Source organism: Herbaspirillum sp. RTI4 (assembly GCF_034313965.1).
Lineage (GTDB): Bacteria > Pseudomonadota > Gammaproteobacteria > Burkholderiales > Burkholderiaceae_D > Herbaspirillum.
In genome coordinates, this window is sequence record NZ_JAVIWQ010000002.1 from 2,741,415 (window position 1) to 2,766,053 (window position 24,639).

Genomic DNA, 24,639 nt, shown 5'->3' on the forward strand with positions numbered 1-24,639 from the left:
CACGTAATGCGAGCGGGAACGGCATGGCAACAACACGCAGCAACAAACGCGCAAAGCGCCCGGCTACATGTCGTCAGGCGAGGAAAATGCGGGGTGGTCGATCGAGGCGACCGCGATTAGCAGAGGGTTCTGCCACAGTCAGGGCGGGGAAATCCAGGGGCACGACAAGAGCGGCAATCACGATGGCCGGATTGGTGATGATGGCGGCACCTGGGCAGCAGGGTGTGCAGGTGCTGCACTTGTCCTGGAAGGTCTTGGATTTTTCTGGCGACGTATTGGCGTGATAGTCGGCGTGATAGTCGGTGCGATAGTCGGTGCGATAGTCGGCATGGTCTGTTGATACCTGCGCAACATCAGGCACTGACTTCATCATAAGCGCGTGACCCGGATGCCCCTGCTCGCACACAGCCATGTTCGCTTGCGCCATGCCTTGAAAGGACAGCGCAACGAACAGAAAGCAGGCCAGCAAAAAGCGCCAGGTTGGATGGGTCAACATTATTTCAGGCATAAATTGAATAAATTTGATATGCCATTTTCCACTGCATCCAAACCTTTCGTCAAGTTATTCGGGTGCAGAACAGCCGACATTTTTAATCATTTCTCCTGCTCCATTGCCTGTTAAACAATACCTGTGCGGCGGGGCAAGGCAGTAAGCCCGCCATCTGCGACGTCAAGCACCTTGCCGGCATACTTCCTGGAGGAAACACATGCGCAAATGCATTGCCCCCTGCCCACCAAGTCGGCTAGCATAGCGGCTTCGCGCCGCGATGCCGTTGCGTCCCACCCTACCCACCGCCCGCCCATGTCCCCAGACGATTACTGCCAGCAAAAAGCCGCCCGCAGCGGTTCCAGCTTTTATTACAGCTTCCTGTTCCTGCCCAAAGAGCGACGACGCGCCATTACCGCCTTGTATGCCTTCTGCCGCGAGGTGGACGACACGGTCGATGATATTGCCGATTCGTCCATTGCCCGCACCAAGCTGCATTGGTGGCGGCAGGAAATCGCCGCCATGCTGGCCGGTCAGCCTACGCATCCGGTGACGCGCGCGCTGCAACCGCATCTGACGATCTACGATTTGAAGGGCGAGCATTTGCAAGCCATCATCGACGGCATGGAAATGGATCTGGATCAGACTCGCTATCTGGATTACGCTGGCCTGCAAAAGTATTGCTGGCATGTCGCCAGCGCGGTCGGCATCTTGTCGGCCAGCATCTTCGGCGTGACGCAGCCGGCGACACTGGCCTATGCCGAAAAACTGGGGCTGGCGTTTCAGCTCACCAACATCATTCGCGATGTGGGCGAAGACAGCCGCAAGGGACGGATTTACCTGCCGGTCAATGAAATGCAGCAATTCAATGTCACCGCAGCCGATATCCTCAACGCCCGCCATAGCGAGAATTTCGAAAAGCTGATGCGTTTTCAGGCCGAACGCGCCGAGCGCACTTACGACGAAGCCATGGCGCTGCTGCCGAAGGCCGACCACCGCGCCCAGCGGCCCGGTCTGATGATGGCGGCGATTTACCGCACGCTGCTGGCGGAAATCGTCAGCGACGGCTTCCATGTCCTTACCCAACGTATTTCCCTCACCCCTATCCGCAAGCTGTGGCTGGCCTGGAAAACCTATGTGCGCGGTTAAGTGAAACCCACCTCGCGCCGCCACGTCGCCGTCCTCGGCGGTGGCTGGGCCGGATGCGCAGCGGCGGTAGAACTGACGGCAAACGGGCAGACGGTCAGCCTGTTTGAGGCAGCGCGTATCCCCGGCGGTCGCGCCCGCCGCGTCGATCTCGATGGCAACGCACTCGACAACGGCCAGCACATCCTGTTGGGCGCTTACGATGCCAGCCTGCGTCTGATGCGACAGGTCGGCATCGACCTTGATCAAGCCCTGTTGCGACTGCCCCTGCAAATGCGTTATCCACCCGCCGACGGCATCGGCATGACGCTGGTCGCACCACGTCTGCCTGCGCCCTGGCATCTGGCGGTCGGCGTTTGGCGCGCAGCAGGTCTGCGTCGCGCCGACAAACTCGCTCTGGCGCGTTTTTCCACTACGGCACGCTGGATGGACTGGCGGCTCAATGTCGATTGCAGCGTCAGCGAATTGCTCAATCGCTATGACCAGACAGCGACGCTGATCCGGCTGCTGTGGCGGCCTTTGTGTCTGGCGGCGCTCAATACCTCTCCCGAGCAAGCATCGGCACAGGTGTTCCTGCAAGTCTTGCGCGATAGTCTGGGCGGGCGACGCGCCGCTTCCGATATGCTGCTGCCGCGAGTCGATCTCAGCGCCCTGTTTCCCGAGCAAGCCATGCGCTGGATCGCGGCACAGGGCGGCGAAGTCGAGTATGGCGCAGCGGCCGTCAACCTGCGTGCGGAGGGGAAACAATGGCGCATAGGATTTCGCAACGATGCGCGCCCGGCAGTCGTGGTGGATGCCGTCGTCATCGCCACGCCGCCGGAACCGGCAGCGCTGCTGCTGGAAACGGCAGCAGAGGGTATTGCTGATCCAAACGTCCAGACCGCGCTGAACGCCATGCGCGGATTCGACTATCGCGCCATCACCACCTGCTACCTGCAATATGACGCAGACCTGCGCCTGCCCCACCCCTTCTATGCCCTGACGGATAACGTCGGGCAACAGGCACCGGGGCAATTCGTGTTCGATCGCGGTCAGCTGCATGCGGCACAGGCAGGCTTGCTCGCCGTCGTCATCAGCGATGCCGATACCAGTGCGCTTGCCGACCATGCGCTGCTGGCTGCCCATCTCGGACAGCAACTGGCGCAGGCTTTCGGCCAGCCGTGTCTGGCGCAACCGCGATGGAGCCGCGTCATTACTGAAAAGCGCGCCACGTTTGCCTGCACTCCCGGCCTGCAACGTCCCGGCCTTGCCACCGGCTTATCCAGCGTGGTGCTGGCCGGAGACTATGTCGCCAGTACCTATCCGGCCACGATAGAAACCGCTGTGCGCAGTGGCGTGGCGGCGGCGCAGGCATTGCTGGATAAGGCTCAATAAACAGCGGGGATGGCGAGTGAGGAGTCAATCCTGATTCGCTTGAAAAAACTTCACGCATTGCCGGAAACGATTCATCCACGCACTGGCACTTTTCACCTACACTTCAGCATCAAAAATTACATCCTCTACGGAGAAGTCCATGCCTGTCATCACCTGTATCGAAGATTTCCGCCTCCTGGCAAAAAAACGCGTTCCTAAAGCGTTTTACGACTACGCCGACAGCGGCTCCTACACCGAAGGCACTTATCGCGCCAATACCGACGATCTGGCCGCCATCAAGTTGCGCCAGCGGGTTGCCATCAATGTTGACGAGCGCTCCACCAAAACCACCATGATCGGGGAAGAAGTCACCATGCCGGTCGCCATCGCGCCGACCGGACTGACCGGCATGCAATGGGCCAACGGCGAAATGCTGGGGGCCATGGCCGCAGAGCAATTCGGCATTCCCTTCACTCTTTCGACGATGAGCATCTGCTCAATCGAAGATGTCGCCAGCGTCACGACCAAGCCGTTCTGGTTTCAGTTGTATGTGATGCGCGACCGTGGTTTCGTCAAATCGCTGATCGAACGGGCGAAAGCGGCCAAGTGCTCGGCGCTGGTGCTGACGCTGGACTTGCAGATTCTCGGCCAGCGGCATAAGGATCTGAAAAATGGCATGTCGGTACCGCCCAAGCTGACGCTGGCTACGGTGCTCGATCTGGCCACCAAGCCGGGCTGGGCGCTGCGGGCGTTGAGCGGCCGCAAAACCTTCGGCAATCTGGCCGGCCATGTGGCGGGTGGCGGTAGCGGCATTCAGACGCTAAGCCAATGGACTGCCAGCCAGTTCGATCCCACCCTGAACTGGGACGATATCGCCTGGATCAAGGAGCAATGGGGCGGCAAGCTGATTCTGAAAGGGATTCTCGATGTGGAAGACGCCAAAATCGCCGCCACTACCGGTGCCGATGCGCTGATCGTCAGCAACCACGGCGGTCGCCAGCTCGATGGTGCCATGTCGTCGATTGAGGCGCTGCCGGCGATTGTGGAAGCGGTCGGCGATCAGATCGAAGTCTGGTTCGACGGCGGTATCCGCAGCGGTCAGGATGTGCTGAAAGCGGTGGCGCTGGGGGCCAAAGGCACGATGATAGGCCGGGCGTTTCTGTACTCGTTGGGCGCGATGGGTCAGGAAGGCGTTACCCGCATGCTGCAAATCATGCAAAAGGAACTGGATGTCAGCATGGCGTTGACTGGCACCAAGGACATCAAAAATGTCGGGCCTGGCATTTTGATTGGCCGGTAATTGCGTGTTTGCTTCAACGCGATTTTGACGGATGGTGAGCCGAGATATATTGCCGGCTCACCACCGTCACAACGTGGAAAACGTCCGTCCGGCTTGCCGCCGGGTCCTTCGATACGGAGCTAACGCTCCTACTCAGGACGAACGGTGAATGCTTGTTTCAGCCGGATAGCGCCGTATTTCAATAAAAATCCGTTTCGGGTTATTTTTCCCGAACACACCACCCGCTCGTTCTGTCTCTCAGGACGAACGGTGAATGCTTGTTTCAGCCGGATAGCACCGTATTTCAATAAAAATCCGTTTCGGGTTATTTTGCCCGAACACACCACCCGCTCGTTCTGTCTGTCAGTTCATTTCACCTGAACACCTACTCCCCGTTCCACCTGTCAGCTTGTTCCCCCCAATACACCCCTCCTCCGTTTCGCCTGCCAGCTTGCTCCGCTGGAAGACACCCCCCCGTTCGTCCTGAGTAGGGATAAAGTCCAATATCGAAGGATATGGCGGCAAGCCGGTCGGATTCCAACATTCGCCATGACCAACTTTGCGTTAGTCCTATTATTTAAATTTTCTTTTTAAAATTTATTTATTTATATTATTTAATACGGATAACCATACTTGAACGATATCAATTAATTAATTATTTTTGTATTATTCAAATATAAAAATAATTAAAATATTATTTAATTGCATATTTAACGTCTTAATTAAATATAAATTCAATAAATAGAATTTATATGAGCATTAATAAAAAATAAAAATCAGCAACAAAGAAACTCCTCAGGCAGTCCCCTTTATATTCCCCATCTCACCCGAATTACCTTACTGACAAGCTCGACGGACATTTCATGCCTACCTTTTCCATTGCCTCCAGGCCGCACAGAAATCATCAACCCGCAAGAATACCCACCGTCACGCCCACCTCCGATGAGCACTTCGCCCGCCGGTTCCAAGGCAACTCAAGCGCCGGCTCTGTACGAAATTCCCCTGTCTTCGTCAGGCATCCGCCGTCGCGCGCACAGCGCCAGTCCGCGACAGTATTGCCTTGGGATAGCTTGTCACCGCTTCGGCAAGAAAAAATTCCGCACTCCGCGATGCCGCCGCTGAAAGAAAGCGAGCTGTCCCCGGCGCTTCAGGATCAGCTCAATCAGTTCACCGCGTCCTTTTTGAGCCCCTTGGCAAGTTATCTGAGCTCGCCACATCAGAAACAAAAAGAACTCTACTTTGCGTCAATGCTGGAAAAAGTCTGGTTCGCCCATTTCCCACAAATGTCGCAGGAGTTTATAGACGAACTCTGCAAGGCCTACCTCCAGCAGGCGGACAAGCATCACTGCGCCATACCATCCCACCCTGACAATGATGATCACCTTCAAATGTGGCGTGCGCTGTTCCAATTGATCTCGCAAAAAATTGCCAGAGAAACATGGCTGATGGTGAAACTGCTCAATAACCCGCAGCTCGTGCGCCACCCGCAATTGAGCCGTCACTTTTCACCTCCTTTGAAATACGTGCCGGACTCGCAGCGAGCCGCGCCCTTGAAAATGCAGCACACAGCCGAACTCGTGATGGCTGAAATGGACCGCCTAGCGCAAAACAGGGATCAGCTCGCAGCAGGCACGAGTAAAAATACCCATGGCGATTTGCGCGATTATCTTTTAGAGGAGGTCTGTCTAGACTTGCGCGAAGGGGTGTATTGCCTGGAAAAACTCACGCTCGACAAGGTCAAAACTCCGCAGGATTTCAGTCATTATCTTTTGCAGAGTACTTCCCCCGCATTGCACGACTGGCCCGGTACGCTGAAGCCATCTCAACCAAGCGACGCGACACCGTTGAAGCTGAATCGGCCACGCAATTGGGGATTATTTTTCCTTTACGCCGGGGGCGAACTTCCACGGGTCAATTGCAAGAGCGAGACGGCAGCCCCTATCAATGAACCGATATCTGCGATCCGCTCAGGATCGCCGACCTCATCAATGCAGAGTGCCCTGGATTACCTGCGCTCAGGTGCTGCCGCCATGTGGTCGGCCCTACCGGACTTGCCGGTGTTCCCGCCGTTGGCAGGAGCAACTGAAACGAATCCGCAATCAGCTATTGAGCATCCTGTTGAGCATCCTGTTGAGCATTCCCGTCTCAGACGAAGCCCGCCTTCAGGGGCGCTATGTGAAATGCCGCTCGCCAAAATCGAGAAAAAAAATCAGCCCGTCGATGGTTTGGCCAGATTCGATACGATTACTGAGAGCGCCTCCAAAGCCGCGCAATTCAATCACCTCCCCGGTTTAAAATCGCTCACTCACGCTGACGCACAGACAGCCTTGAAATTAGCTTTCGGCCCCCTGCTGAAAAAAAATGAGTACGTAAAATCATTCATCACCTTGCCAGATGACACCCTGGAATTTCGCATAGGAAGCAAGGGCGGAAGATATAAAAGATCACGCAAACTTGCCGTGGGACTGGATGGAAAAACACAGCTGATCGAGAACCTGCATCAAGACGCACCCAAATGGCTTGGTCGAGTCCAGGGAATCAATCGCGGTGGCAATTACCTCATGGGCGTCTATGGCGTCATCACCGGGGCAATAAAAACGCCGCAGGATTTCGGCGATTATCTCGGGCTCGCAGCGGACTCGGCGCAGGTGCTCGAAGACTCCCTCAGAATCGTCAAACACGTCGGCACCTGGATGGGAAAACATTTACCGTCAGCCAAACTGACCAGTTTTCTCGCTCCGGCCTCGGGCTTGATTAAATCCACCGCTGCGGCGATCGGCAAGGCCAGCGTGCTGCTGGCGCCGGTGTCCATCGCCTATTCAGCGAAGCAGATTTACGATTTATCGCAACGCCTGAATACGGAAACGCTGACCGAGGCAGAACGTGCAACGACGATTACCCAGCTTACCCTGGCCTCGACCAATTTGGCATTGAACACTGCCGCTATCGCGACAAGTGTGGCCGGTTATCTGGCAGCAACCAATGTGATAGGGTTTGTGATTTTAGGTGCGGCCGCCTTGGGATTGGGGGTCGAATACCTGGTGAAGTCAATTATGGAGTCGTCCGCAGAAGGAGTGGAAACGGCTGAAAAACTGGTTGCACAGTTAGATGAGTATAAAAAATCGCCATTAACTTTGATTCATGCAGCGGGAAATACCTCCTATTACGTCACCTCCAATCGGGTTCCGATTGAAAGAATTACGCCTGATGAGCAGGCCATCGTTACCAGGCTAGATAAAAGTGGCATCCGCGCTACTCATATAAAAGGGAAAACCTCCAGAAGGTTATGTACGCAGCGCAAATCGCCCAAGGAATTACGGGAAATCATTCCCTTTTTTGAAATAGCGCGTGTTGATCGAGAAATAAAATCGAATCTGACCAACGCCAACGCGCATGTATTTTTTGTCAATCTCCTTGCAGAGATTGACACGGAGTGGACGGACACCTCCACCCCGTTCTTTCAATGGCGTCAGGACGCGCCGCTGCTGACTCTGGATCGTCAATATTCCCATCCCTATTTTGAAAACAGATATGGAAATCACCACATATCCAACGCGTATATCGACTATCAGAACCGGACACAAACGCTCGATTACACCGACCACATCACCTATGTGATTCCGCCAATCCGGGAGGAAATGGCAGGGAAAATTTCTCTGCAAATCAATCTCGACACGTCGCCGGCACACGTATCGACGCTGGTTCTGACGCCCGACGTTCCCCTGCAGATCAACAGCCTTCACAGCGGCAATCTGCAAATTTACTTAAACGATCATGTGGCGCAAGAGAATGTCACCACGAGCAACTATGCAGGTGAATTTTTATTCATTGAACTGCAAGAAAATACCTTCACGGCCATCCGAAAGAAATTTTCTGAATCAGTCACGAAAGAACCGCGCTATGTAATCCGGGCTGATTCAGTCTCAAAAGATGTTGAAGTGGCTTTTCTTCACAATGATCTTTTGCATAGCCTGAAATGGAGTCAGGAAAAAAAGGAATGGACCAAGCAAACGATCGTATGGACGAGGAACGATGCGCCTTCTTCCATGCGGGAAGTGCCAGGCTATACCACGCTGAAGAAAGTGGATTTTCCTTTACCCGCAGGCGATTTATTAACAAAAACGGACGATCACAGCCTGTGGATCTATACCGAAACTGGCTTGTTGCCCCTCAGCGAAAAAAAGCTTTCCTCTTATCACCTGCTACAAAAGCGGAGTCAGGATATCGTCAAGCTGGAACAGGCACTGCATGCATTGCTTGAAAAAAATACAGAAATGGTCCTGTTTGATCCGAGTAAAGAAGATGGCCCGCTCATCGACTTGACTCCCAACGGCTTGATCAGTCAGGTCCTGGCCTATCCAATGAGCGACCCTTACAGTCAAATGCTTGCCACCCATGCGGCGCAAGGAAAATTCTTTTTACGATTAGTCCTCCCCGCGCTCATCGACATCGATCCGCTGAAGAACAAAGAAGGCTTGCGCGTCACTTTCAACGAGACCGATATTCGTCAATGGATGGAACCCCTTGTCAAAATAAAACAAGAACTGCTTCAGTTTGTGACGCAAGCAGAAATCGTTGACGAGAATCTGCACTCCCGGCTCACAGAGGATGGAAAAAAGGAGCTGTTTAAAATTACCCGACCAGAGGGCCTAAACAAAATAAGCAAGCAAGAAGTCGACGCTATCGTCGAGGATATTGCGCATGTCAGCGAAGTGGTGGAGATTCCCTGGCGCGATCATCTGGGCGATCATTACTCCTTCTATCTCTCCACAACGAAAGAATTGATACATGCGCCATTCGATCATGGCGCGCCCTTGAAATATCTGCACGCCTACCAGGGCCAACATTATTTCACCCGTGAAGGACACCCTGAAACCTTGCTGCGTCTGTCGGCCATCACCGCCGATATGGAGTCCGCTGAAATCGACAATATGGTGCATGGTGATTTATCAAAAATGCTGGCATCGGCAAATGGAAAATTCACGGTAGACGCGACCCAAGGCCCGGTCTGGCATGACGATCAGGACAATGAAATGCGCCCGCTTCCCGCCATGTCGTCGCCGCCGTTGCAGGGGAATTTCTGGCAGCTGCGCAAGGAACATGGCACCGAATTCTGGGAGGCGACGCAAGGCCGTCAAGCCAGCGCGGATGAAATTCCTCTGCTGACTGCCTGTCTGGGGAAAATGGATTTAGAGCAAGCCCGCGCGCAAATATCATCAGCACGCACCGGCTCCACACTGCTCAAGCCATTTGAAAAAACAGAACAATCGGCTGCCCCCTTATCGTGGCATTCCCCTTTCCATGAGGCGCTTGGCGAAGTCAACGATAAACAACGCATCATCAAAACGTATGCCCCGGATGCAAACGATGTGCCGCTTCTGGACCACACACTCGATGCGATCATTGATGTTTATGATCAACTGTCGAGAAATCCTCAGGTAAAAATCGGCAATACCCTTATCCGTCTGGAAAATAAGGTCGCGACGAAAGTGGGCATGGAGTTCGACCACTACGACGAAATGCTTCAGGCCATTCATCGGTATTCATCGGCAACGCCGCATGAAAAATTGGCATTCCTGAGCAATTTACCTAGGGCGGCAGTTCTCAAATTTTCCAGCAAAGAATCAGGCAAACCCGTTTTTTGGCTCCCCACTGAAAAATCTGCCGCCCAGTCCACAAAAATCATACAGACGTCTGCCGCCTTCGCGTACCTGGGCATGCAAGAGGGACACTTTCTTTTTTACGATCAAAAAAATAGCGGCGTCATCAAGTCTTATCAAACCTCCTCTCTGTCCTCTTTCAAAGTGGAAGCTCTGACCGGGAATGCAGGACAACACCAGATGGAGTCGGATTCAATTAGCTGGATCAATCTCTCTCCGCAAAATCTGGCGCAATTAGGCATGGCCGATGCAGTAGCGCTCGGCGATGGATTGAGCACGCCGGCCGGCATGGGCGTCAGACGCGTGGCAGACTCCGCGACAAGTCAGCCTACGACCTTACTGGAATTGACCTCCATCATCGATGAGGAAGCCTATGCTTACTATCTCGATGAAGTCAGTGGTCGGCTCAGCGAACTACGCGCCCCTTATGACGATGGCACGCTGACCTGCCTCGGTAAAACCGCAGCGGGTGAGTACAGGCTTTTACATCCGGCAAGTCAGGACATTGTGCGATTGACTGAGCAAGGACCCAAAATTGAGCGGTCCGGCTTTGACTGCGCTCCGGCAGGCAGCAATCCGTCGTTTGTGGCGCGGGACAGCGGCAACTACTTGACGGTAATGGATTCCACCCGCGTCCAAGGCCAATGGGAAAATGTCGTCGTCCCGGCTGAATTTAGCGGCACGCTTTCGCTGGAATTCTCACCCAATGGAAGCGGCGAATTACACATTGAAAACCTGCCGGCATGGACCGCACTTCCCGTCGAGAAAAATGCGCAGGGCCTGCGGCTGCGCAAGCAGAGCGGCGGAGAAATCCATCTCCATTGGAAAGAAGGCTGCACCCTCTTGTTGAATCAGGAAGAATTTTCCGATCTGACCACGTTGAGTCATTGGCTGTCTGCGTCAAGCAACAAGGTGTTGTCGAATATTCAACGCCCTATCAAGCTGTACGGCAACTATCATTCAGGAACAACACGCCATATTCCCTGGCTTGGCGGTCACCCCAGAGGCGGGAATCTGGCAATGGGATTTGTCGTCAGGAAGCAATTTTTTTGGGATGAAACCGCCGGTCACCTGCTCCTTAACTCAGAACGAGGATTGGGAACCGAAGAAGCAGCGATCAATGCCGACCGGGCAACGATAGCGCAGCTGGAGCCCCTCCGTTACGAAAGACGAATATTGGGGACCTTGTCTGCGTTGTGGAGTGCTATCGACCCAGGCTCCTCCCGCAACTGGCTTACTTTTGATCTGAGCCGACCCGGCAATACGGTGGAAATATGCAGAATGGATGAGGTAGATGCCTACCGGGTTTTGTTAGGAAACAATGCCACATTGACGATCCCTTCGACCTTCCTCGACATTCGCAACGACAGAGAGGTCGCCAGCACCGACATCATCGTAGACTTGCACGCTTTGCGGCAGGGGGAAACGGCCAGCATCGAATTGCGACCTGAACAATGGGCGCTGTCGCTACCCCATCCGATTGAGGATGAATCAGGCCGCACGATCATTGCCTGCAAAGAATATGGTCAATACAAGAGCAGTGATTGGAATGCCGCGGAGGGAGTACGTACCGATCACGATGCGCGTCTTATTTTGACACCGCCCGCCAACCAGGCCTTGTCTATCAAGCTGGAAAAACAGGGGCTTGCCTCCTTCCTCAAGATTCAAGTCTTGCCCAAAGAGATGCTGCCATCGGGCCTGCGGTTCAAACGCACGCTGCCCAACCAGAGTCCGGCATGTATTAATCTGCCCTCACCACAACTTGAGCGAAACAGGCCGCCCGATGCACCCGATGCAGGCGTGGCGATTACGCCAGAGGTGGTCACGCACTACACGCCTTTGGTGCAAACCATCCTCGATAATCCAGCGCTGGCCAATTTCAAAGTGATTGAGAACTTAAAAAAAATACCGAAACAAAATGTCCGGGCAGAAGCATTTCTGCGGACCATGTCCAATACGCCCGCGATGAGCAATGAACAGAACCTGATCAATATTGTGAAAAAACATCATCATGATATTTATCGTGGCGTTTTGGGCCAACAACTCAGTGGCAAACAAAACAAACTTTTTGATATTGAAGTTCTCTCTGCCCTAGATGAAATCAATAAAAAAGATATTCAGCCCATCAAAAATATTTTACAAAGGCAAAGGAAAGTCAATTTCGACAAAGTACTTTCTACGCTGAACGACATCAAAAATCCTGACAATACAAAAGCGGTGGAAACGGGCCAAATCAAGACCCGCAATTCCATGGTGGGAGGGAATTACCTGACCGCCGCACTGACCCGCCCGGACGGAAAGCAGAAAAAATATGTCTCGGTTTCCGGCGATCAGAAAGTGGATGTAATGATTGGAGAGGTTCATTATCTGGGCAAAGAAATCATGCCCAATGCACAAAATGCCAAAATATTTACCTTAACGACCAGCGATGGCAATCCCAGGAACGGCGATACGGAAGCAAAGTTGATGGTGCAGATTGAAAAGGAAATGAAAAATAGCGGGCCGAATGATCAGTTCGAGCTGGACATCTTTTCGACCAAAGACTCTTGTCCTTCCTGCACCTTGGCAATGACCTCTTTCAACCAACTCTATCCCAATCTGAAAATCAACCTATGGTTCAAGCGGCGATAGTGGATATCAGACGCAACAAATGACAGGAAAGCTGTTTCCCCCCGTATGATGCCAATCAAAGAAGCAAAGCAGACAAATGATGAATCGTATTAATGACATGAAGACAAAGACACCCTCACCTCACTTCGCACCGCCCCTTGACGCCAGCAAAGCTGAACGCTGGCTAGGCGAAATTGGGCTTGCGCAAAAAGACGTCGTCCATAGGCTGACATTGGAAGTCAGAAAAGCCGTCGATATCCTGCAAAAGAAAAACCCGGATGAAGAACAAGCAAAGACCATCCTGCTTGGAGCTTGCTACGATCTTTTTTATGGCTATCAATTCGATTTTCTTCCTCGCATCCGCTTCCATAATGATGAAGGAAAAATTGCGATTGAATTCGACCCTTTCGAGTGGACCATTCATATTCCGGCATTGCTTTACCAATCGCCAGAGCAGTTTTGTAGTGGCTTTTGCGCCGCATTGCGACAAGCGGAGCATTTGATTTTCCTGGTCTGTCTGGAAAAGGAAAGCGGCCTTGTCACGCTGGCAGAAATGGAACACCGTTTTGCTACGCGCGCCTTGCAGGTCAATATATGCCGCAGCGGTTGGGATGCCTGCTTGCCCCTTCCCGCTTCGGGTCGTGCAGAAATCCTCCCGATACTGCGAGAGTTGCTGGAAAAATACGGCGATTTCAACCACGTTCAGAACGACGGCGAAGGGGAGGGATATCGCATCATGTCCACGATTCCTGAGGTACTACGCAGAGATATCGCCATCACGGCACGCAAAGCGCTTTCAGCGCAATAAAGCCTGCCCAGCGATGGTGTGCATAGCCTCAGGGCCTGTTGATATTACCTTGTTGGAATATCAACAGGCCCTATAGGAATAGGGCTAATCGGAATAGGTGTGGTCAGAAATTCAGGATTTACGCAAAAGCCCGCTGGCGTTGTTATATCGCCAGCGGGCTTTTGCGTAAATCCTGACTAAAACAGAAATCTGCTGAAAGACGGATTATTTCTGAAATGCCTGCTGATGTTTCAATAGAATCGCAGCGATCCCTTTGAACTCGAATTTTTCTGCAAAATCGGCCGCCGTCATACCCAGCGCATTTTTCAGGCTGGCGTCAGCGCCTTCCTTCAGTAGCAATTCCACCGTTTTATCTTTGCCATTACGCGTCGCCATCATCAGCGGTGTAGTGCCGTTCGGCGATTCGGCATCGATGTAGGCGGAAGCATCCAGCAGCAGATCGACGATCTCCATATTGCCGCTGGCGGCAGCGTAATGTAGCGGGGTCCAGCCCGGCCGGTTAACTTCCACATCCTTGGCCAGCAGCGCCTTGACTGCCACCACATTCCCCTTGTAAGAGGCAATCATCAGCGCATCGTCCCCGTTGGCGGCCTGCGCATTGATGTCGATACCGGGCGTATCGAGCAGCAAGTTGAATACCTTCATCGAATCTTCGCGCAATGCGACGATCATCGCCGTTTCGTTGCGGTCCGCTTCCACCATGTTGGGGCTCAGGCCGCGCTGCATCAGTTCTTTGATCGTCGCAGGATCATCCAGACGGACCGCTTTGAAATAATCGTCGTAGGAACCTGCAGTAGCACTGCCCGGCAGGAGCAGAGACAACAGGATAGTGATCAGCGGTAAGACGGTGCGCAGAAGAGGGGTCGGCATAAGAGGGGTCGGCATAAAAGAAGTCGGCATAAGGGCGATCAGGCAGGTAATGCAGCAGGAGCAGGCGGCAAGCCGAACAAACGGAAAAAATTCTCGCTGGTGTGGCGGGCGACCACTTCGACCGGGATACCGCGCAAATCGGCAATACATTGCGCGACATGCATGACCAGCCCTGGTTCATTGGTCTTGCCCCGATGCGGCACCGGAGCCAGATAAGGCGAATCGGTTTCGATCAGCATGCGTTCGAGCGGAATATGGCGCGCCACATCCTGTAGCGCCTTGGCACTCTTGAAGGTGACGATGCCGGACAAAGAAATGTAGAAACCTTGCGCGATCGAAGCCTCAGCGACTTCCAGTGACTCGGTAAAACAATGCATGACGCCGCCGACGCCACCCGCTTCCGGCCCGGCACCCTCTTCCTTCATGATGCGCAGCGTGTCGTCAGCGGCTGAACGGGTATGGATGATGAGCGGTTTGCCGCAGGCCCGCGAGGCGCGGATGTGGGTGCGAAAACGCTCGCGCTGCCATTCCAGATCGCCTTGCAGACGGAAATAATCGAGCCCGGTTTCGCCGATGGCAATGACTTTAGGATGCGCCGCCAACGCGAGAAGTTGCGCCACGTCCGGTTCCGGTGTGTCTTCGTAATCGGGATGCACGCCGACCGAGGCGTAAATGTGCGGATAGCTTTCTGCTAACGCCAGTACCTCCGGGAAGGTCGGCAGATCGACGGAGACGCAAAGTGCGTGGCTGACCTGATTTTCGCTCATGCGGGAAAGTATCTCCGGCAGGCGGGCAAGCAGGTCAGGGAAATTGATGTGGCAGTGGGAGTCGATATACATAGGGGCGTATTGTACTGGTTGCTGATTTCCTGAGTTTGCGGCTTGCTTAAGCGTGATCCAGATCAAGATCGAGTCGCTTGCCCATGATAACCAGATCGCGTTCCACGCCATCCAGTGTGGCGACATTGGGCAAGTTGCCCCAGCGAATAAATCCGAAACGCTCGAACAGGCTCAGGCTGGCCACATTGTGACCAAAAATAAAGCCGAGCAGAGAATGCACCTTCAACACCGGGGCATGCGCAATGGCGGCTTGCATCAGATAACGGCCCAGCCCCTGACCACGCGCGTTCTGATGCAAATAAATCGACAGCTCGGCCGTACCGGCATAGGCAGGACGACCGTAGAAATCGGAAAACGAGAGCCAGCCGAGCAGCCCGCCGTCCGCATCGTCCACGACCCATAAGGGGCGGTGCGCGGGTGAATGAGCATCGAACCACGCTTCACGGGAGGCCACGCTGACGGGTTCCGTGTCGGCAGTAACTTCGCGGGAGGCGACGGTGCTGTTGTAGATCGCCACAATCGCCGGCAAGTCGCTGCGGGTGGCGAGACGATGACGGCCAGTGACGGCAAGCGAAGAAATAATCATCTCGACATTATTCCTGCTCAAACACAGCGACGTAATCGAGCAGCATGTCTTCGACAAATAATTTTGCCGAAAGCGGATGTGAGGCTATGGCGCTACGGTCATTGATGGCTTTGAGCGAGCGGGTCAGCGCCAGAGTATCGGCACGGTTGGCCAGTGCCTGCAATTGCTTGCGGTAACGCGGGTAATAACGCAGGATGCCGGTCGCTTTCAGCGACAGCAAATCGTAGCTCCAGCGCTGCATCCAGCCGACCAGTTCCGGCGCAGGGGTCTTGTGCAGCCGTTCCGCCGTTTTCAGCGCGCCGTCAATGCCGGGATGTGCGAGGTGCCGTAGCAGCTCCTCCATCACTTCATTACCGCCGGTTTGCGCCGCTGCGAGTGCCAGCAAAGGTGCGCCGCCCTGCTCTGCCAGCCATGCGTCGGCATCCTTGACGCCTTGCGTCTTGAGCCAGGCCAGCGCCTGCGCCGTATCGGGTGCATGCAAAGCAAATTTACGGCAGCGCGACAGTACCGTCGGCAGCAGCCGGTCTATCCGGTGCGTGACCAGCAAAAATACCGTAGCCGGAGGCGGTTCTTCCAGTGTTTTGAGCAAGGCGTTGGAAGCGGCGACATTGAGTGCTTCGGCCGGATATAACAGGACCACGCGCATGCCGGCGCGGTGAGTAGAGATGTTCATGAAATCGGCCAGCGCCCGAATCTGGTCGATCTTGATTTCCTTGGAAGGCACCTTGCTGACCTTGGCACCTTTTTTTTCTTCGCCACCCTCGGCATCGTCGGCGGCCATTTCACCGTCCAGAAATTCCGGGCGCACACGGCGGTAATCGGGATGGTTATGCTGGGCGAACCAGCCGCAGGAGCCGCATTGCCCGCAAGCATGACCGTCTGCGCGTGGCGCTTCGCACAACAAGGACTGGGCGAAGGCTTCCGCAAAATCGACTTTGCCGCTGCCTTCTGCGCCGTGAAACAGGATCGCGTGCGGCAAACGGGCGCGCATTTGCTGTAATTGCTGCCAGCTTTCCTGTTGCCAGGGAAGCAGTAAATCCGGGGATGATTCAGTCATTGCTGTTCCATGTTCATGTAGTTGCCTGATGGCGTCGACGCTTGATTGGGCTCAATAACAGCGGCTCAGATGCAGCGGCTCAATTACAGCACTGCAATCAGCGTTTGCAGATGGGCGCGCGTGGCATCCATCGATTGCGTGGCGTCGACGATGCGGAAACGCGCCGGAAATTGCGCGGCACGACGTAAATATTCGTCGCGGGTGGCAGAGAAAAACGCGGCATGTTCCTGTTCAAATTTGTCCGGTGTCCGTTCGGCATCGAGACGCGCCCGGGCGACCTCCAGCGGGACATCGAACAGCAGCGTCAAATCCGGTTGCCGATGCGGGTGAACCCAGCGCTCCAGCATTTCCAGTTTGTCCCGCGACAATTGCCGACCGCCGCCCTGATAGGCGAAGCTGGCATCGGTAAAACGGTCGGAGATCACCCAGTCGCCGCGGGCCAGCGCCGGTTCGATCACTTGTGCCAGATGTTCGCGTCGTGCGGCAAACATCAACAGCGCTTCCGTTTCCAGATGCATGGTTTGATGCAGCAGCAGGTCGCGCAAACTTTCTCCCAGCGCGGTACCGCCCGGTTCGCGGGTGGTCACTACCGTCAGGCCACGGGCGCGCAACAATTCGGCGACGAAGGGAATGTGGGTGGATTTTCCGGCACCGTCTATACCTTCAAAAGTGATGAATTTTGCCATTTGGATATGCTCGTTGCTTTCGGTTGTTGTTCTTTGTGCAAGCAGGCTCAAAGGGTCAGGGTCAGGGTCAGGTTCAGGTTCAGGGCCATAACGGACACATGGGTCATCGCTGATAGCGGTTGACTGCCTGGTTATGCTCATTCAGGTTGTCGGAAAAATGGCTGGTGCCGTCGCCGCGCGCTACGAAATACAGGGCGTCGGTTTTATCGGGATTAACGGCGGCGGCCAGCGAGGCGGCACCCGGCAAGGCGATCGGCGTCGGTGGCAGGCCGCGTCGGGTATAGGTGTTGTACAGGGTATCGTTTTGCAAATCGGATTTGTAGATCGTGCCGTGATAGCGATCGCCCATGCCATAAATCACCGTCGGGTCGGTTTGCAAGGGCATGTTCATTTTCAGTCGATTGGTGAAAACGCCGGCGACCAGTCCGCGCTCGGATCGGCGTCCGGTTTCTTTTTCCACGATGGAAGCCATGGTCAGGACTTCGTAAGGGGAACGGTAAGGCAGCGAGGTGTCGCGCCGGGTCCATGCTTCGGCGAGGCGTTTATTCATTAGCGCGAAAGCCTGACGATAGACCTGGAAGTCACTGGCACCCTTGGCAAACAGATAAGTGTCGGGGAAAAACAAACCTTCCGGAATAGGCGCAGTGCCGTCAGGAGCAAGTTTGGTCATCAGTTCGGCGTCCGACAGCGCGGCGCTATCGTGCTTGAGTCCCGGATGCGCGGCGATTGCCTGGCGCATTTGGCGGAACGTCCAGCCTTCGATGACGGTCAGCGCCTGCTGGGTAAATTCGCCGCGCACCAGTTGCCGCAACAGGCGCAATGGTGTGACGCCGGGTTTGAGCGTATAGCTGCCGGCCTTGATTTTTGCTGCCTCTCCGCTGGCGCGCAGAATTACCGTCAGCAGCAGCGGATTGATTGGCACACCGGCGTCGGCGATCTGCAGGGCTGCGCCGTAGACACCACTCCCGCCAATGATCGTAAATTCGATGGGGGCCTCGCCCTGCGCCAGAATCGGCTGCTGCACCCAGAACCATGCGCCCGCTGACAGCAAGAGCGCAATCGAGAATAAAAACAAGAGGAATTTTTTCATCAGAGGATAAATACGGCGTGTGCCTACGCTTTTTTGTGACGTCACTATAATGACAACTTAATGACCGATCATTTCATCGATGCCAGAACAACAGAATCGCAAAGGCACGCTGTCATGCAATGAAATGAACTACTGGGCTCCATGATAATCGCTGACGAGAAAGTCTCCTAATTTATGCTCGATTCATCTGTTTCCCCCTCCGGCTGGCTGGCTTTTCTGGCACAGCATGGAGCACATTTCGACAGCGCAACACCGGGACCGGCTTTGCTCGGTTTCGGTGACGATTCCTTAGTGCCACCGTCCGACCTGCTTGCGCCGCTGACTGATCTGGGTTTGCTCGCTTTCAGCGGCGACGATGCTGCCTCTTTTTTGCACAATCAGTTGACCAACGATGTCGAGCATCTGGGAACCAATGAAGCCCGCCTGGCCGGTTACTGCACGCCCAAGGGTCGCTTGCTGGCCAGTTTTCTGATCTGGAACAGCGCAGGGACGATTTATCTGCAATTGCCGCGAGTCATGCTGGCGGCAATTCACAAGCGCTTGCAGATGTTCGTAATGCGTTCCAAGGTCAAGATTGAGGATGTCAGCGACAGCATCGTCGCGCTCGGCGTGAGCGGTACGCGCGCGGCGCAGGTGTTGCAGCCGTGGTTCAGCGACTTGCCTGCCAGTCCTTACGACAAAATCGATAGCGATTCCGGTAGCCTGATCCGTTTGGCGGATGCAGATGGCGTGCCGCGCTATCAGTGGATCGTGACGCAAGAGCTTGCCATGACAGCGTGGCCGGCATTGACGGTGGAGTTGGCGGCTGCCGGTACGTCGGCATGGTTGTTAGGCGATATTCGTGCCGGCATCCCGCGCATCACCCCGGCAACGCAAGAGCAATTCGTTCCACAGATGATTAATTTCGAGTTGATCGGCGGCGTGAATTTTAAGAAAGGCTGCTATCCGGGACAAGAAATCGTGGCGCGCAGCCAGTATCTGGGGAAACTGAAACGTCGTGCTGCACTGGCAACGGTCGCTGCGCCGAACGTCGTCGCCGGGACGGAAATTTTCTCCAGCGCCGATACAGATCAACCTTGCGGCATGGTAATTAATGCAGCATTAAGTACAGCGGACATTTCAAGTTGCCTCGTTGAAATCAAACTGGCTGCCTGCGACGCCGGTACTGTGCATCTGGGGTCGGCTACCGGTCCGGTGCTGAACTTTGAACCGCTTCCTTACGCATTAACCGAACCGGCATGACCGGCGCCTACTTCCGCATGAGCCCGCGTCGGCTCAGGCCAAGCTGAGCGCGCCATGGATTTGTATATCTATTATCGTGTCGGGTTAGCGCAAACGCAGTTGATACTGGAGCATGTCAGCGCCATGCAAGCGGAGTTGCATCTGCAATCGGGCGTCATGGGGTCGCTGAAAAGGCGTCCGCTTGAACGCGATGGCTGCCAGACCTGGATGGAAATTTATCCGAATATGCCAGACAATTTCGAGTCGCTGCTGGAAGAGGCTGCTATTCGGCATCAGCTTCCGTCGCTGCTCTCCGGTGAACGTCATGCCGAACATTTTATGGACATTTCGCCATGTGTCTAATCGTTCTGGCCTGGAAAGTCATTCCTGGCATGCCCCTGGTTGTAGCCAGCAATCGCGATGAATTTTATGCTCGCCCAAGCAGTGCTGCAGGCTGGTGGGAAGATCAGCCCGATATTTACGCCGGTCGCGACCTGCAAGACGGCGGCACCTGGATGGGCGTGACACGCGAGGGCCGTTTTGCCGCGCTGACGAATTTTCGTGGTGAATCCGAGCACCGTACGGATGCGCCCAGCCGCGGTGCGTTGGTTGCCGCCTATCTGTCCGGCACGGCGACACCCCAAGATTATTTGCAAGAAATCGCTGCCGAAGCAGATCGTTATAACGGATTCAACTTGCTGTTGGGCGATCGCTCCAGCTTGTTCTGGTATTCCAATCGCGGCGAGGGTGATGCGCGTAATGGCCGCCCATTGGAAACCGGCGTCTATGGCCTATCCAATGCCCTGCTTGATACTCCCTGGCCCAAAGTCACGCGAGCCAAAGCTCAATTCGCCAGTCTGCTGTGTCAGGGCGCCCCTCCGGAAACTTACTTTGAGATGCTGGGCGACACTACCCGCGCCAGCGATTGCCGTTTGCCCGATACCGGCATAGGAATAGATCGTGAGCGCATGCTGTCTTCTGTCTTTATCCTGTCGTCCGATTACGGCACGCGCGCCTCGACTTTGCTCTGCGTCCCTGCGGTCGGACTGCCGTCGCTCATCGAACAGACAATAGACCCGCTTGCGCCGGAGTATCAGATACTCCCGACAACGGATCGGCATACGACGACGACCTGCAAGATGAAGGTGGATTACCGTTGAGCGCTGAAGTTTGCTTCTAAGGAGCGCTAAGGCCGCTGTTTTCGCTGGCAATGATGAGTGATTTGATAAGCGATGCTCATGCATTCGGGAATCGGCACTGAATCAATCAATGAAATGCCCATTAAAGAAATGACGCCATTACGCGCTCAGTTCTCTAGTGGGCATTTTTTATGCTGGTGAAGCGATTGAGGCTCGCCTGCACCATGCAGGCCGCCAAGGCGCATGCATGCGCCTTCCTTCGATTCTCGCCGTGAAAAACACCCCAGAGGTTGGATCGGTGTCCAATTTTTTGGATGCAGTTCAGTTCGCATTTGTCGTTGCAGATCGCGAACCCGACAGAAAATTGCGGGGCATCTACAAGGTCAAACGCAAGTTGCAATCGGTAACAAGATACGACATTGAAATCAAATCTAGCAATTCCGTCAGGTGCCACGAGATATCTCAACCAAAAAACCACGCCCACAAAACACCGATACAGCGTCGATCTCATTCCCCGAGATGAGCTTACTCATTTCCTATTAGCTGCTTCCGAATATTCTTCAATAGAGCCGCATCAACTGTTCGCAGGCGAAGGATTGGAAAATCCAGAGCAATCTTTCGATCCCCATAAGTCCCGCGAACAACGCATCGATCCGCATCGTGCTCGTCCTTGTCATAACTAACAAAGGTAAAGCCCTCAAATTCTTTGCAAATCACGGCAATGGCTTGATCAATGTTCAGCATAGTTCTCATTTCAGACTACTTGATGTTTAGTTGTTGCCTAAGTGATCGAGAGGTTATTGCTGCATCATAGACCATTCCGGAAATTGGCGGCTTTTCCTTGAAAGTGAGAATCGTCAAAACGGGAGTTGGAAAAGCTACATAGAAGGTTTGCCCACCGTATGTTTGAGCAGTTCCAGTGGCTCCAAATTTGTTTCCGGTGACGTTCATCGTGGTCGTCGTGGGCGTTGTGTAATTCATTCCATGACTTTGATCGGCAGAATCAACGATCACGAAATGCTTGAACCCTTGTTCGAGGGTCAAATCTGCCGCCCTCAAAAGTGCTAGGTCTGCCGCTTGGGACTTGCTTGTGTATCCATTAGCCTCAACTGTGATTTTGAAACTGTTCTCGCTAAGTTGAATGTCCTTATATCCACCACCGCCAAAATAGCTGTATGGCTGATACGAAGTTGAACACCCTGAGACGAATGCAACGAGAGCCAGAGCAAACAGTTTTTTCATTTTCATTCCCTTAAAAATACGATCAATCCCACTAACTACTTACTCCAATTGCAAATGATCTTTTGATCGCCTGCAACGACAATTCGCTTGACCTCATCGAGCGTAGGACTCGGAGACTTTAATCCCAAATTCTGGCGGTTCGGCATCGGGTCTTCAAAGTCTTTGTCGTTGATCCGCTGCTCTATGATTTTCACAAAGACAGTCAACGCATCATGATCGACAAGATGTTGCTTGAATTCAGTTGATGGGACATCGAGTTGAATCAAGATTGCCGAGTAATGCCCCGCATCCAAAACGGCCGCGATTTCACACGATTGAGCAACACCAATCAAGTAATCCGATGCGGTGGGAACTGGCGTTTTTTTCTCTACACCAGCACCAAAGATTTTTTTTAAAATTGTCTTCATATTCGCTTCTCAGAACTCAATGAGATTCAGGAGCTTCATCTGGCTAGGCAGCACATCGACTGCGATCTCATCGGTTGAACGCTTCTGCATTGGCATACCCGGAACATACACGGTTGAATTCACATTATTCAACTCGTGTCCCATAAATTGGCATCGAGTTTCAAGGTCAACCTTGTCTCTGAAAAACTGACCGTTGAGCGTCTTGCGTAGACCATGAATGGTGAAACCACGGTCGTTCATGCCGATTGAAGCCAGATGCGTGTTGAGCAATTTACGAACCGGATCAGACGCACCTTTGCCGTCCTCCCGCAGACCAAAACCGAACGACTGGTTTTTGCTGAGATATGCTTTCAAACGGTCCCAGAGCACTTGGGGAATTGGGACATTCCTCCTTCCTGCGGGGGTCTTGTCTTTTTGGACATTGATATATGGATGCCCATCTACCGTGGTTCTGAAATCTGCAACCGTGAGACTCGCCAAAGCCGTGATGCGAATGCCAGTGAGCAACGCAGCCACGGCAATCAGGTAGAAATTGGTTTCGCTTTGATTCAACGCTTTGAATTCTGGCCCACCCATGACTTGCTTGACTTCGTCGAGTTCATAGAACTTGTGCCCACCAGCATATTTTTGCTGGCGTGATTGCAAATTTCGTTCCGCTGCGGGGTTATCACCAGACAGATAATTGTGTTTCTTCCCGAAGTTGAACATGGACCGTATGGTCCCGATCTTCTTGTCAATCGTCGGCTCTATATTGCCTTTGTCGGCAAGATACTCAATGAACTCCGTAATCATGTCCTCATCAACTTCCCAAAGCAACGGAGTGTCGGCCCACTGCTCGAAATCGGTGAGTGTGCTTTCGTAATCTTTGAACGTCGATCTCTTGGTCGAGCCTTTGAGCTTTTTGTATTTCTCAAAAAGCTCCATGTAGGTCGTAGGTGGCTTATCCTTTTTGTCCCCGGTGGCCGTTCCCTTACGAATCGCCATGGCCGTTTTTTCAGTCGATGGGGGTGCTGGTCGAGACTTGGGGAAGCCTCCATCAATCATGCCAATGCGGTCAATGACCTCCATTGCTCGTCGATGATCTGCCTCATCGTTGGCCTCAATTTCGATATCCCCGACTTTGATTTTGTATTTGCGTAAATCCGCATCAAAGTCGAAATCTGACAGGTCAGGTCGGTCTCCCTTGGTAGCCATCTGTGCAGCCCTCAATAAATTGATGGCTCTCAGTGTAGCCACCTTGGGATTGGCGGTTTTGAGGGAGCGTTTGAACTGTCGGCCTGCAATGCGTGTGTGCAGGACATAGGTTCGGCCAAGGAAGTAGACAGGCAAGGTGAGCGGCATGGTTGCTACCAAAACTGCTACCAACCCGAAAAGCACGGATTGCGTGCCAAATGAAAAAACCGATGTAAATCAAAGACTTACATCGGTTTCCCATATGATGGCGGAGTGGACGGGACTCGAACCCGCGACCCCCGGCGTGACAGGCCGGTATTCTAACCAGCTGAACTACCACTCCTGGTTTATTTATTACTTGACTGGCTTCTTGGTGGGTGCTGAGAGGCTCGAACTCCCGACCTACGCCTTGTAAGGGCGCCGCTCTACCAACTGAGCTAAGCACCCGCACCTAATTAGCCCGACATCCACACCATGTCACTGATGTGGAAAGAGCGTTAGTTTAGCGCATCTTTCAAAGCTTTGCCAGGCTTAAATTTAGGAACCTTCGCGGCCTTGATTTTAATCGCCTCACCAGTGCGAGGATTTCGGCCAGTACGCGCTGCGCGCTTCCCCACAGAAAATGTACCAAAACCGACTAATGTAACGGTGCCGTTTTTTTTCAACGTGGTTTTCACTGCGGCGATGATGGAATCCAAGGCGCGGGTTGATGCGGCTTTGGAAATATCCGCAGATTTGGCAATGTGATCGATCAATTCGGTCTTGTTCACTTACGCTCCTTTTATTTATTCGAATAAGAGTGTAGCAAGCGCATGGCATGACGCCATGCCCGCTACTGCAACTGATAATGCAGATGAACTGCATCGCACATTAAACAAGCCCCCTATCGCACTGTCAAGCGCTTTACCCGGCAAGGTCTTACCTTCCTATCGGAAAGCACACAACAAACTGCGACATCAGTCGTAAACGAAAAAAAGCGTTCCGAA

Annotated in this window: 20 protein-coding genes and 2 tRNA genes; 8 read left to right on the top strand and 14 right to left on the bottom strand. The window is 53.7% G+C overall.

The window, feature by feature from the left end; all coding sequences use genetic code 11:
* Positions 1 to 73 precede the first annotated feature (73 nt).
* Positions 74 to 496, bottom strand: coding sequence for a hypothetical protein (locus tag RGU70_RS12160; protein WP_322209660.1), 423 nt, complete (start codon positions 494 to 496; stop codon positions 74 to 76).
* A 306-nt stretch (positions 497 to 802) separates the two neighbouring features.
* Between RGU70_RS12160 and hpnD the strand changes: the two genes are divergently transcribed.
* The 5 genes from hpnD to RGU70_RS12185 all read left to right on the top strand — a co-directional run bounded on the left by hpnD (position 803) and on the right by RGU70_RS12185 (position 13,343).
* Positions 803 to 1,636 (top strand): presqualene diphosphate synthase HpnD, encoded by an 834-nt coding sequence (gene hpnD / locus RGU70_RS12165; protein WP_322209661.1) that lies wholly within the window; start codon positions 803 to 805, stop codon positions 1,634 to 1,636.
* Entirely contained in the window at positions 1,637 to 3,007 is a 1,371-nt protein-coding gene (gene hpnE / locus RGU70_RS12170; RefSeq protein ID WP_322209662.1) for a hydroxysqualene dehydroxylase HpnE, read from the top strand.
* A gap of 139 nt (positions 3,008 to 3,146) precedes the next feature.
* Positions 3,147 to 4,286 carry an alpha-hydroxy acid oxidase gene (locus RGU70_RS12175; protein WP_322209663.1) on the top strand — a complete coding sequence of 380 codons (1,140 nt, stop codon included), beginning with the start codon at positions 3,147 to 3,149 and terminating at the stop codon, positions 4,284 to 4,286.
* An 842-nt stretch (positions 4,287 to 5,128) separates the two neighbouring features.
* Positions 5,129 to 12,556 carry a deaminase domain-containing protein gene (locus RGU70_RS12180; protein WP_322209664.1) on the top strand — a complete coding sequence of 2,476 codons (7,428 nt, stop codon included), beginning with the start codon at positions 5,129 to 5,131 and terminating at the stop codon, positions 12,554 to 12,556.
* Positions 12,557 to 12,632: 76 nt separating this feature from the next.
* Complete coding sequence (locus tag RGU70_RS12185) at positions 12,633 to 13,343, top strand: hypothetical protein (RefSeq protein WP_322209665.1); 711 nt, start codon at positions 12,633 to 12,635, stop codon at positions 13,341 to 13,343.
* Between the two features lie 204 nt (positions 13,344 to 13,547).
* Here RGU70_RS12185 and RGU70_RS12190 read toward each other — a convergent pair whose 3' ends face one another.
* From RGU70_RS12190 to mltG, 6 genes are all read right to left on the bottom strand, one after another.
* Positions 13,548 to 14,213, bottom strand: coding sequence for an ankyrin repeat domain-containing protein (locus tag RGU70_RS12190; protein ID WP_322209666.1), 666 nt, complete (start codon positions 14,211 to 14,213; stop codon positions 13,548 to 13,550).
* A 38-nt stretch (positions 14,214 to 14,251) separates the two neighbouring features.
* Complete coding sequence (locus tag RGU70_RS12195; protein WP_322209667.1) at positions 14,252 to 15,052, bottom strand: TatD family hydrolase; 801 nt, start codon at positions 15,050 to 15,052, stop codon at positions 14,252 to 14,254.
* Between the two features lie 46 nt (positions 15,053 to 15,098).
* Entirely contained in the window at positions 15,099 to 15,638 is a 540-nt protein-coding gene (locus tag RGU70_RS12200) for an N-acetyltransferase family protein (protein WP_322209668.1), read from the bottom strand.
* A gap of 7 nt (positions 15,639 to 15,645) precedes the next feature.
* Positions 15,646 to 16,695, bottom strand: coding sequence for a DNA polymerase III subunit delta' (locus RGU70_RS12205; RefSeq protein WP_322209669.1), 1,050 nt, complete (start codon positions 16,693 to 16,695; stop codon positions 15,646 to 15,648).
* 83 nt (positions 16,696 to 16,778) lie between these two features.
* Complete coding sequence (gene tmk / locus RGU70_RS12210; RefSeq protein WP_322210796.1) at positions 16,779 to 17,387, bottom strand: dTMP kinase; 609 nt, start codon at positions 17,385 to 17,387, stop codon at positions 16,779 to 16,781.
* A 97-nt stretch (positions 17,388 to 17,484) separates the two neighbouring features.
* The gene (gene mltG / locus RGU70_RS12215) at positions 17,485 to 18,471 is read right to left on the bottom strand and encodes an endolytic transglycosylase MltG (RefSeq protein WP_322209670.1); all 987 of its coding nucleotides are present in this window, start codon (positions 18,469 to 18,471) and stop codon (positions 17,485 to 17,487) included.
* Positions 18,472 to 18,645: 174 nt separating this feature from the next.
* Between mltG and RGU70_RS12220 the strand changes: the two genes are divergently transcribed.
* Genes RGU70_RS12220 through RGU70_RS12230 form a run of 3 tightly spaced genes read left to right on the top strand, consistent with a single transcriptional unit; the run spans position 18,646 to position 20,852 of the window.
* Positions 18,646 to 19,713, top strand: coding sequence for a folate-binding protein YgfZ (locus RGU70_RS12220; RefSeq protein WP_322209671.1), 1,068 nt, complete (start codon positions 18,646 to 18,648; stop codon positions 19,711 to 19,713).
* A 54-nt stretch (positions 19,714 to 19,767) separates the two neighbouring features.
* Complete coding sequence (locus tag RGU70_RS12225; protein WP_322209672.1) at positions 19,768 to 20,055, top strand: DUF4936 family protein; 288 nt, start codon at positions 19,768 to 19,770, stop codon at positions 20,053 to 20,055.
* Entirely contained in the window at positions 20,046 to 20,852 is an 807-nt protein-coding gene (locus RGU70_RS12230) for an NRDE family protein (protein WP_322209673.1), read from the top strand. Before RGU70_RS12225 ends, RGU70_RS12230 begins: the two co-directional genes overlap by 10 nt.
* 504 nt (positions 20,853 to 21,356) lie before the next feature.
* Here the strand turns inward: RGU70_RS12230 and RGU70_RS12235 are convergent.
* The 7 genes from RGU70_RS12235 to RGU70_RS12265 all read right to left on the bottom strand — a co-directional run bounded on the left by RGU70_RS12235 (position 21,357) and on the right by RGU70_RS12265 (position 24,423).
* Positions 21,357 to 21,575: a hypothetical protein gene (locus RGU70_RS12235; protein ID WP_322209674.1), complete on the bottom strand. Its 219-nt coding sequence runs from the start codon at positions 21,573 to 21,575 to the stop codon at positions 21,357 to 21,359.
* A 15-nt stretch (positions 21,576 to 21,590) separates the two neighbouring features.
* The gene (locus RGU70_RS12240; protein WP_322209675.1) at positions 21,591 to 22,073 is read right to left on the bottom strand and encodes a CC0125/CC1285 family lipoprotein; all 483 of its coding nucleotides are present in this window, start codon (positions 22,071 to 22,073) and stop codon (positions 21,591 to 21,593) included.
* 35 nt (positions 22,074 to 22,108) lie between these two features.
* A complete protein-coding gene (locus tag RGU70_RS12245) occupies positions 22,109 to 22,480 on the bottom strand; it encodes a hypothetical protein (RefSeq protein WP_322209676.1) in 372 nt (123 codons plus the stop codon).
* Positions 22,481 to 22,489: 9 nt separating this feature from the next.
* Positions 22,490 to 23,821, bottom strand: a complete 1,332-nt coding sequence (locus tag RGU70_RS12250) for a tyrosine-type recombinase/integrase (RefSeq protein ID WP_322209677.1) — start codon at positions 23,819 to 23,821, stop codon at positions 22,490 to 22,492.
* Between the two features lie 98 nt (positions 23,822 to 23,919).
* Positions 23,920 to 23,996 (bottom strand) — tRNA-Asp (locus RGU70_RS12255).
* Between the two features lie 28 nt (positions 23,997 to 24,024).
* Positions 24,025 to 24,100, bottom strand: a tRNA-Val gene (locus RGU70_RS12260).
* Positions 24,101 to 24,150: 50 nt separating this feature from the next.
* Entirely contained in the window at positions 24,151 to 24,423 is a 273-nt protein-coding gene (locus RGU70_RS12265) for an HU family DNA-binding protein (protein ID WP_322209678.1), read from the bottom strand.
* Positions 24,424 to 24,639 lie beyond the last annotated feature (216 nt).

Excerpts from the sequence above, each read along its gene's own strand:
- RGU70_RS12160 (WP_322209660.1), bottom strand. The coding sequence starts at position 496 with ATGTTGACCCATCCAACCTGGCGCTTTTTGCTGGCCTGCTTTCTGTTC.
- hpnD (WP_322209661.1), top strand. The coding sequence starts at position 803 with ATGTCCCCAGACGATTACTGCCAGCAAAAAGCCGCCCGCAGCGGTTCC.
- RGU70_RS12175 (WP_322209663.1), top strand. The coding sequence starts at position 3,147 with ATGCCTGTCATCACCTGTATCGAAGATTTCCGCCTCCTGGCAAAAAAA.
- RGU70_RS12180 (WP_322209664.1), top strand. The coding sequence starts at position 5,129 with ATGCCTACCTTTTCCATTGCCTCCAGGCCGCACAGAAATCATCAACCC.
- RGU70_RS12185 (WP_322209665.1), top strand. The coding sequence starts at position 12,633 with ATGATGAATCGTATTAATGACATGAAGACAAAGACACCCTCACCTCAC.
- RGU70_RS12190 (WP_322209666.1), bottom strand. The coding sequence starts at position 14,213 with ATGCCGACCCCTCTTCTGCGCACCGTCTTACCGCTGATCACTATCCTG.
- RGU70_RS12195 (WP_322209667.1), bottom strand. The coding sequence starts at position 15,052 with ATGTATATCGACTCCCACTGCCACATCAATTTCCCTGACCTGCTTGCC.
- RGU70_RS12200 (WP_322209668.1), bottom strand. The coding sequence starts at position 15,638 with ATGATTATTTCTTCGCTTGCCGTCACTGGCCGTCATCGTCTCGCCACC.
- RGU70_RS12205 (WP_322209669.1), bottom strand. The coding sequence starts at position 16,695 with ATGACTGAATCATCCCCGGATTTACTGCTTCCCTGGCAACAGGAAAGC.
- mltG (WP_322209670.1), bottom strand. The coding sequence starts at position 18,471 with ATGAAAAAATTCCTCTTGTTTTTATTCTCGATTGCGCTCTTGCTGTCA.
- RGU70_RS12220 (WP_322209671.1), top strand. The coding sequence starts at position 18,646 with ATGCTCGATTCATCTGTTTCCCCCTCCGGCTGGCTGGCTTTTCTGGCA.
- RGU70_RS12225 (WP_322209672.1), top strand. The coding sequence starts at position 19,768 with ATGGATTTGTATATCTATTATCGTGTCGGGTTAGCGCAAACGCAGTTG.
- RGU70_RS12230 (WP_322209673.1), top strand. The coding sequence starts at position 20,046 with ATGTGTCTAATCGTTCTGGCCTGGAAAGTCATTCCTGGCATGCCCCTG.
- RGU70_RS12235 (WP_322209674.1), bottom strand. The coding sequence starts at position 21,575 with ATGCTGAACATTGATCAAGCCATTGCCGTGATTTGCAAAGAATTTGAG.
- RGU70_RS12240 (WP_322209675.1), bottom strand. The coding sequence starts at position 22,073 with ATGAAAAAACTGTTTGCTCTGGCTCTCGTTGCATTCGTCTCAGGGTGT.
- RGU70_RS12245 (WP_322209676.1), bottom strand. The coding sequence starts at position 22,480 with ATGAAGACAATTTTAAAAAAAATCTTTGGTGCTGGTGTAGAGAAAAAA.
- RGU70_RS12250 (WP_322209677.1), bottom strand. The coding sequence starts at position 23,821 with ATGCCGCTCACCTTGCCTGTCTACTTCCTTGGCCGAACCTATGTCCTG.